At 40.1% G+C, this 7,894-nt stretch carries 8 protein-coding genes; all 8 read left to right on the forward strand.

What is annotated here, in order from left to right:
- Positions 1 to 49: 49 nt before the first annotated feature.
- The 8 genes from IEW93_RS21295 (at position 50) to IEW93_RS21330 (ending at position 7,881) form a co-directional block, all read left to right on the forward strand.
- A complete protein-coding gene (locus IEW93_RS21295) occupies positions 50 to 1,348 on the forward strand; it encodes an MFS transporter (protein WP_188741210.1) in 1,299 nt (432 codons plus the stop codon).
- Positions 1,349 to 1,457: 109 nt separating this feature from the next.
- Complete coding sequence (locus IEW93_RS21300; protein WP_188741211.1) at positions 1,458 to 1,820, forward strand: HopJ type III effector protein; 363 nt, start codon at positions 1,458 to 1,460, stop codon at positions 1,818 to 1,820.
- Between the two features lie 69 nt (positions 1,821 to 1,889).
- Entirely contained in the window at positions 1,890 to 2,360 is a 471-nt protein-coding gene (locus tag IEW93_RS21305; protein WP_188741212.1) for a hypothetical protein, read from the forward strand.
- A gap of 370 nt (positions 2,361 to 2,730) precedes the next feature.
- Positions 2,731 to 4,017: an acetyl-CoA hydrolase/transferase family protein gene (locus IEW93_RS21310; protein ID WP_188741213.1), complete on the forward strand. Its 1,287-nt coding sequence runs from the start codon at positions 2,731 to 2,733 to the stop codon at positions 4,015 to 4,017.
- Between the two features lie 480 nt (positions 4,018 to 4,497).
- Positions 4,498 to 5,148 carry a YitT family protein gene (locus tag IEW93_RS21315; RefSeq protein WP_188741214.1) on the forward strand — a complete coding sequence of 217 codons (651 nt, stop codon included), beginning with the start codon at positions 4,498 to 4,500 and terminating at the stop codon, positions 5,146 to 5,148.
- 194 nt (positions 5,149 to 5,342) lie between these two features.
- The gene (locus IEW93_RS21320) at positions 5,343 to 5,879 is read left to right on the forward strand and encodes a type IV pilin protein (RefSeq protein WP_188741215.1); all 537 of its coding nucleotides are present in this window, start codon (positions 5,343 to 5,345) and stop codon (positions 5,877 to 5,879) included.
- Positions 5,880 to 6,100: 221 nt separating this feature from the next.
- Positions 6,101 to 7,078, forward strand: coding sequence for a transposase (locus IEW93_RS21325; RefSeq protein ID WP_188741217.1), 978 nt, complete (start codon positions 6,101 to 6,103; stop codon positions 7,076 to 7,078).
- 434 nt (positions 7,079 to 7,512) lie between these two features.
- Positions 7,513 to 7,881: a PH domain-containing protein gene (locus IEW93_RS21330; protein WP_188741216.1), complete on the forward strand. Its 369-nt coding sequence runs from the start codon at positions 7,513 to 7,515 to the stop codon at positions 7,879 to 7,881.
- The last annotated feature ends 13 nt before the right edge of the window (positions 7,882 to 7,894 follow it).

Below are 7,894 nucleotides of genomic sequence, written 5' to 3' on the forward strand. Positions count from 1 at the left end.
GTACTTAACAGACTCAGCTTAATACTGCTTCACTCTTTAAGGACAAAAAGTGCATAGCGATGTCTCAATAGCACGATTTAAACAGTTTCCACGTTTAATGTGGATATTGTTGTTTGGCTCATTTATTACCCGCGGAAGTTATTTTATGGTGTGGCCATTTTTGGCTGTCATCTTATATGAAAAATTTGCATTAACCGCCACTGAAGTGGGGTTAGTGTTGTCGGGTGCCGCGCTTATTTCAGTGTTTACTAGTTTTATTGGTAGCGCTTTGTCTGATCGCATCGGTCGCAACAAGCTTATGTACCTTACTGGGGTGCTATACATCATCTCTTTTTCGTTGTTGGCTCAAGTTGATAGCGTGAAAGGCTATGTGGTGGTGATGACCTTGTGCTCAATTGCCACATCATTGTGGCGGCCACTTACCTCGGCAACCATTGGTGATGTGATTGATGACCCTAAAACCCGCGAGCTGGCAATGCAGTCATTGTATTTTGTGGTCAATGTGGGCTGTGCGGTTGGGCCTATGCTGGGGGTATGGCTTGGACTCACGGGAAAGCAATCAAGTTTTTACATTACCGCAGCTGCATTTGCGATATTGATTTGCCTACTATTTTGGGGGTTTAGGCATCAAGCTCGTCAAATGGCGCCAACTTTTACAGAGCAGGTTCCCGACCTGCTTATCCCTGCTATGGGCGATGCAACATCTGCTGTTAAGCGTAAGCCAGCAATGGTAAGTCGCCAGCAAATTATGACCATTTTACGCCAAGATAAATTGCTGCAATGCCTAATTGTGGCAAATATATTATGCATGTTCATTTATGCGCAAATGGACAGCTCGTTAATTCAATATTTAACCCGTGAAGATGCCCCTGAATTGTTGACACTGATCTCGGCGATGATTTTTACCAATGCCCTGGTGATTATTTCAACTCAGTTTGTTTTATTAAGGATAATGGCGGCTTACAGTTTAATTCACCGTATTCAATTTGGCTTGATGTTGCTGATCTGTTCGCAGATTTGGCTGGCTCTTAACCCCATAGAATTATTTTGGGGCTGGATAGGTGCCATTATTGTGATGAGTTTGGCCGAGACCAATTTGTTTCCTACTATGAATGTTCACATTGACAGATTGGCGCCCAAACATTTACGGGGGGCATATTTTGGAGCCGCTTCATTTTATGAAATTGGCTTTGCCTTCGCGCCTTTGGGCGGCGGGATTATTTTGGATAATTTAGGCGGTTTTTGGCTGTTTATGATTGGCGCGTTGATGTCGTTAGTGGTGATTTATTTATACAGCATATTAGATACGTTAAAGAGGCCTGATTTTGCCGCGATGAAACTGGAGTGATCTTGGCTGTTGAGTGCGCAAGAGGCTTAGGATTAAGACTTTTTCACTATAGAAACAGACGCTATTTTGTTATTGTTTTTCAATTACAATAAACCTTAGGACAATTGTTATGAGTACAACACAGGTAAGCCGTTTTATTGCAACGTTAGATGAACGTGCACATGAGTTACGTTTTGAAGAAACCATGGCCTTGATTGATGCGAATTACGACTTTACCCCAAGTGCTTTTAAAAATGGCGATCAACTAAATGATGCTGGGCAAAATTCAGGTTCTTGTAAAGTGTTTGCTTTTGGGCAAATTCAGCAATTAACACAGCAGCAAACATTAACCTTATTTGGTGAGCATTATCGTGATGTGCTTGCCACACCTCAGGGTAGCGATCATCAAAATATTCGTCAGTTTATGCAGCACGGTTGGGCTGGGGTTTTGTTTTCTCAGTTGGCGTTATTGCTAAAAAATAAACCGCTGTAGCGTTGTGAAATCTAGAAAAAGCGCCAAACTTACCGTGAAAGAGCAAGTACTATCAACAGGATAAACGATATGAATCGCCATTTACTTCCGTTTTTGCTTATGAGTTTACTATTGGTGTGCACTGTAAATACCAGTGTTGCTAAAGATAATGAATCTAAAGGGCAAAGTAAGCAGCAATCTGAAAAGCATGAAAAAAAACATAAACATGATCAAGGTAATGATCAGGTATTTTTTAATAATGACCGCCAAGTTATCATTCATAATTACTACCAAACGAAGAGTAAAGCTAAAAACTGTCCACCAGGATTAGCAAAGAAAAACAATGGCTGCATAGCGCCCGGCAAAGTGAAAAAATGGCAAAAAGGTCATGTTTTGCCTGCAGATGTAGTTTATTACGATGTGCCATCTGAGCTGATTGTACAAATAGGCCGTACGCCAGAAGGACAGAAGATTGTGCGTGTAGGGACTGATCTTTTATTAATAAGTATTGGTACAGGTATGGTTATTGACGCAATCCAAGACCTAAATGATATTTTTTAAGGTGAGGTAATCAGTTTCAGTAAGTTAGTGGTGTTTACGTGGTTATGTTTAGGTTATCTTTGCCTGCGTAGCCACGTTATATTCGCGTAGACTAACTTGTCGAGCCAACAGTGTTTTGTTAGGTGTTGCTGACATATTTATATGTCGTTTGTGATTAATTTTTCCTTGCTCATAAGATCGCATTAACGATCAAATTGCATCTGTGATAAAACGCGCTAATAAGGACTCTGTGGCAGACCTCTCAAATAATTCATTTGATTGATACCAATCTCAACTGTGGATCTTCTCCGCCCATCTTGGTGCTAAAAACTATTAAATTTTGATGTTCCTCCTTACACTGTAAATAGCTTAATTACCTTGAGTTATATCGATGACACCCATTATTTGCCAAAGTGCGTTAGAAGCAGTTTCGTTAATACAAAGTGGTGAAACCCTATGGACACATTCTATGGGAGCCACGCCAACCTTGTTACTTGATGCATTAGCCGAGCATGCACTTACCAAGCATGATTTAACGTTATTGCAGTTACACACTGAGCATGCTGAGTCGTTAAGTCACCCAAATTTAAAAAAACATCTTCGTCATCGCTGCTTTTTTGGTGGTGCACCTACCCGTGCGCTTTTACAACAAGGTGATGCCGATTATGTGCCTATTTTCTTGTCTGAAGTGCCAAAACTCTTTCGCTCTGGCGAGCAAAAAATTGATACGGCGATTATTCAAGTGTCGCCACCAGACAAACACGGTATTTGCTCATTAGGGATCTCGGTTGAGGCCACACTCGCCGCTTGCCAGGTGGCGGGTAAAATTATTGCCCACATCAATCCTCAAATGCCCCGCACTCATGGTGATGGCTTTATTCACTACAACAAGTTGGCTGCGGTTTTTGAGCAAAGCAAGTCGCTGCCGCAACATGTAATCGACTCAAGTGATAAAACCAGCCAAGCAATTGGTCAACATGTTGCTCAATTAGTGCGTGATGGTGACTGTTTACAAATGGGCATAGGGGCTATTCCTGATGCGGTATTGTCGTGCTTAACACAGCATAAAAATTTAGGTGTTCACACTGAGCTGTTTTCTGACGGTGTGCTAAATCTCGTTGAGTTAGGGGTGATAAATAACAGCCTTAAAAAGGTGCATCCAGGTAAAATCGTGACCGGTTTTGCACTCGGTAGCCAACGGCTTTACGATTTTGTCGATGATAACCCGTCAGTGATTTTTATGGATATTGAACAGGTGAATGACACGGCAATAATTCGTAAAAACCCTAATGTGATGTCAATTAACTCTGCACTACAAGTTGATATATCGGGCCAAGTTTGTGCCGACTCGTTAGGCACAAAAATATACTCTGGCGTAGGCGGGCAAATGGATTTTATTCGTGGGGCTGGGTTGTCGGAAGGCGGTCGTTCTGTTATTGCTCTTCCTAGTACAGCCGCTAACGGCACTGTCTCGCGGATTGCTACGGTATTATCGCCAGGGGCTGGCGTTGTAACCACTCGTGCGCATGTGCATTATATTGTTACCGAGTATGGTTGTGCATATTTACGCGCTAAATCGTTAAGAGAACGTGCCCGTGCGCTAATTGATATTGCCCACCCTAAGTTTAGAGAGCAACTGTGCCAAGAAGCCTTTGAAGTTTGGCGACTTAGGGTTTAACTCTTGCTAGTGGCTATTGTTAGGTTTGGTTTTTATTTTGACTTATCTTGCGGTTTTTATAGGTTTTTACTTTGGAGATTCTGCATTTTTATAGATGAAACTCATCAAGTTTATAGTTAGCTTTATTTGAATGATTTCATTTACAAGGCTGGTATATTGAGTCGTTGTTGATCAAACACGACAAATGTTTTTACACTCATCATGTATATCGCAGTTCATCCCCTAACTGTGTGCTTAAGCAAAGTTTTATCGTGCTTTTTACCTGATAAGTCACATCGCTGTATCATTTTGTTTACTTTCGCACTCTATGTGTAAATATTTTTATACATTATTGGCTTGTTATTCAACTTTTGTCTTTTTTTATTCACTATTAAATCGACTGTATTTCTGTAAACTGCGCGCCTTCTAGGTGTTGTTGCATTGCGCATCACCAGTTTAAATGATGTATAAACACATTAGTTAAAGAAGGATAAACATAACATGCAGTTCCCAACACATCGATTTTACGAAGACATTATGGCTTTGTTTTGTGCTGGTGTAATGGTGTCTTTAGGTGTAACACTTTATAACAGTAATCAATTGCTCACAGGCGGTACGGCCGGGCTTGCGATTATTGGTATGCACTTATCATCTTATAGTTTTGGTGTGTTATTTTTTATCGTCAACCTGCCATTTTACTTTCTTGCATGGACCAAGCTGTCAAAGCGTTTCACCATCAATACCTTCATTTCTGTATCGATTATTTCGGTTATGACAGATTACATGCCGCGATTTATTCATATCGATAATGTCTATCCTGTATTTGCTGCAACGGTAGGCGGAATGTTGATAGGTGTAGGTATGTTGATTATGTTTAGGCATAAATCAAGCTTAGGCGGTTTAGGTATTTTGGCGTTGTATTTACAAAATAAGCATTCAATTCGCGCCGGTAATTTTGGCTTATTAATAGACACTATTATTTTAAGCTCATCGTTGTTGATGTTCCCAATAGAAGTGGTCCTACTGTCAGTGATGGGCGCCGCTATGCTTAATGTGTTGATTGCGATTAATCATAAACCTGGCCGTTATCAAGCTTATGTCGAACCTAAAAAGCCCAAAAACACCGTGATTTTTAACCCCGAAAAAGCGTAAATCAAACAACATATTCCACAGTTATGTCTAAACACTCAGTTATTTTGATGCAATTACAGCCATTAGTTTATGTCTTATTATGTGGTTTTTATTGATGATTTCAGATGATTATGTGTAAAAATCGAATTAGAATAATTAATCTAATGATTTTATGGCTCATTAATCGTTAATGGGTATTGAGGTTGTATCGCAGTATGAATAAATTGGCAGCTCCACGCCAAACAGGATTTACACTGATTGAGTTGGTCGTGGTTATTATTATATTAGGTATTTTGGCTGTTGTAGCAGCGCCTAAGTTTATCAATTTAAAGACTGATGCCCACATATCAGCGATTAATGGGGCTGTTGGGTCAATTAAAACAGCAGTGACATTATTTAAAACTAAAACCTTAACTTCAGGCAGTGCGATGACTGACACGGTTGAGTTTTCTGGTGTGAAAGGCAGTAATTATCAACCTTGGGCCGCAGCTGCGAATACCAGTGGCAGTGGTTTTAATTCGGGCTACACCACGCCATCTGAAATTTTTGAGGCGGCAGGCTTGGACATGAATGAATGGGCGTATCGAATTTTTGTGTTAAGTGGCAGTTATGTTGTTGCCGCAGCGCCTCAAGGGGTGCTTGATATCGCACAGCCCACATCGGCTCAAGTGATTGCAACCAATTGTTATTTCCAATACCACTGGAAGAGTGCAGGTGAACCAGAGATTACAGCCGTCACCACAGGTTGCTAACCTTTCCCTTTTTATAATCTACGGCCATGAAGGCCGTAGCGCTTATCACATAAAAATAAGAGGAAACCATGTTAATTTTCCTCTTAAGCATACTTCTCCCAAACATGGCCACCCAAGGTCTTTGGATACTTCTCCTAAACCTGGCCACCCAAGATTTCTGGCGAATATTTAATCGTTAGTCTAGTCTTTAAGTATCCTTATATACTTGCAGGTAATGAATGATGGCGAGGCCCAGACAAACTATCGTGAGCTTAGAAGATACACCTTATTATCACTGCTGTTCGCGTGTAGTCCGTAAAGCCTTTTTGTGTGGTATTGATCATGCGACAGGCGAGAACTTTGAGCATCGACGCGAGTGGGTCGATTCACGCATTCTAGAGTTGGCGACGATCTTTGCTATTGATATTTGTGCATACGCTGTGATGAGTAACCATTTGCATGTGGTGTTAAAGGTCGACCCAGATAAAGCAAGACAATGGTCAGATAAAGAGGTGCTGATTCAGTGGCACAAAGGCTTTAAGGGTACATTGCTAACTCAAAAGTATCTTAAAGGTGAAGACCTTAACCAATTTGAACTTCAAACAGTTGATGAGTGCATTACAGAATATCGTAAACGTTTAATTGATATTAGCTGGTTTATGCGCTCCCTCAGTGAACCAATAGCAAGAATGGCCAATAAAGAAGATAAATGTACTGGTCGTTTCTGGGAAGGAAGATTCAAGTCTCAGGCATTACTCGATGAGGCCGCAGTATTAGCTTGTATGGCTTACGTCGATTTAAACCCCATCCGCGCTAATGTGGCCGCTACTCCTGAAACTTCTGATTACACCAGCATTCAACGCCGAATAAATTCAGCGATAAAAGGTGAGCAACCAACCGAATTATTACCCTTTATTGGTAATGAGCATTTAAACATGACTAATGGGCTAATGTTCAGTGTCAAAGACTACATCAAACTGGTTGATGACACTGGCAGAATTATTCGAGAAGATAAGCATGGCGCGATAAGCTCAAGTAGCCAAGATATCTTAAATAGACTCAATATTCCTGCTGAAAATTGGCTTAAAATCACTACTGAATTTGGTTCATTATTCAAAGGTGCCGTTGGTGCATTACCCGCATTAACTGAATATTGCGAGCATTTAGATCGAAAACGACGACAAGGTGCTTCAAACTGCCAGCGCTGGCTGTGTGCTTAAGCTCTAATATCATTCCTTAGAACATCTTATCTGATACTTGATCATTATCAAGTCCTTCTGCTGTGAAGTGTTTAACCAAATATCTGATTTTGTACATGTTAAGTGATCTGCAGTGAATAATTTTGCTGATTTTGTTTGTTGAGAAAAGAATAACCAATGTTGGTAACTCAAATCAAAAGGCGTTATGTTGTTAGATATAATTATGGGTGGCATTTTTAAAAGAGTTATTCAGTTATTTCTCATGATTTAATCATGGGTGGCATGATTGAAGAGATATTAAAAGAGTTATTCAGTTATTTCTCACGATTTAGTCATGGGTGGCATGATTGAAGAGATATTTTGAAAATATTATTTAAGTTTTTGTATAAAAAGATGTGTCTGCGTCAGAAATTTATTCTGTTAAATGCGGGCTTTAGATATAAAAAGGATGTTTTATGATAGATTTTAATAATAAAGGCTTTTTTAAGCTTAAGCAAAACCCTGACTTTGCTGAAAAAGTGACAGAGTTGCTGTTAGATGATGAGCGAATCGTCGACGCCTACAAAACGATGCGTGATGGGGTGGTGTTTACTAATAAGCGTATTATCGCGGTTAATGTTCAAGGTATTACGGGCAGTAAAAAAGATTTTACCTCTTTGCCTTACAAAAATATTGTGGCTTATTCTATCGAAACGTCAGGCACGTTTGATCTTGATTCTGAATTAGAAATCTACTTCTCGGCCATCGGCAAGGTAAAATTTGAGTTCACGGGTAAGTCTTCAATGTTGGAAATATCAAAGATAATTTCGAGTCATTTATTATAAGTGCCATTTGTTG

Origin of the sequence: Shewanella inventionis, assembly GCF_014641855.1 — a bacterium.
GTDB classification, from domain to species: domain Bacteria; phylum Pseudomonadota; class Gammaproteobacteria; order Enterobacterales; family Shewanellaceae; genus Shewanella; species Shewanella inventionis.

Excerpts from the sequence above, each read along its gene's own strand:
- IEW93_RS21315 (WP_188741214.1), top strand. The coding sequence starts at position 4,498 with ATGCAGTTCCCAACACATCGATTTTACGAAGACATTATGGCTTTGTTT.
- IEW93_RS21325 (WP_188741217.1), top strand. The coding sequence starts at position 6,101 with ATGGCGAGGCCCAGACAAACTATCGTGAGCTTAGAAGATACACCTTAT.
- IEW93_RS21310 (WP_188741213.1), top strand. The coding sequence starts at position 2,731 with ATGACACCCATTATTTGCCAAAGTGCGTTAGAAGCAGTTTCGTTAATA.
- IEW93_RS21330 (WP_188741216.1), top strand. The coding sequence starts at position 7,513 with ATGATAGATTTTAATAATAAAGGCTTTTTTAAGCTTAAGCAAAACCCT.
- IEW93_RS21320 (WP_188741215.1), top strand. The coding sequence starts at position 5,343 with ATGAATAAATTGGCAGCTCCACGCCAAACAGGATTTACACTGATTGAG.
- IEW93_RS21300 (WP_188741211.1), top strand. The coding sequence starts at position 1,458 with ATGAGTACAACACAGGTAAGCCGTTTTATTGCAACGTTAGATGAACGT.
- IEW93_RS21305 (WP_188741212.1), top strand. The coding sequence starts at position 1,890 with ATGAATCGCCATTTACTTCCGTTTTTGCTTATGAGTTTACTATTGGTG.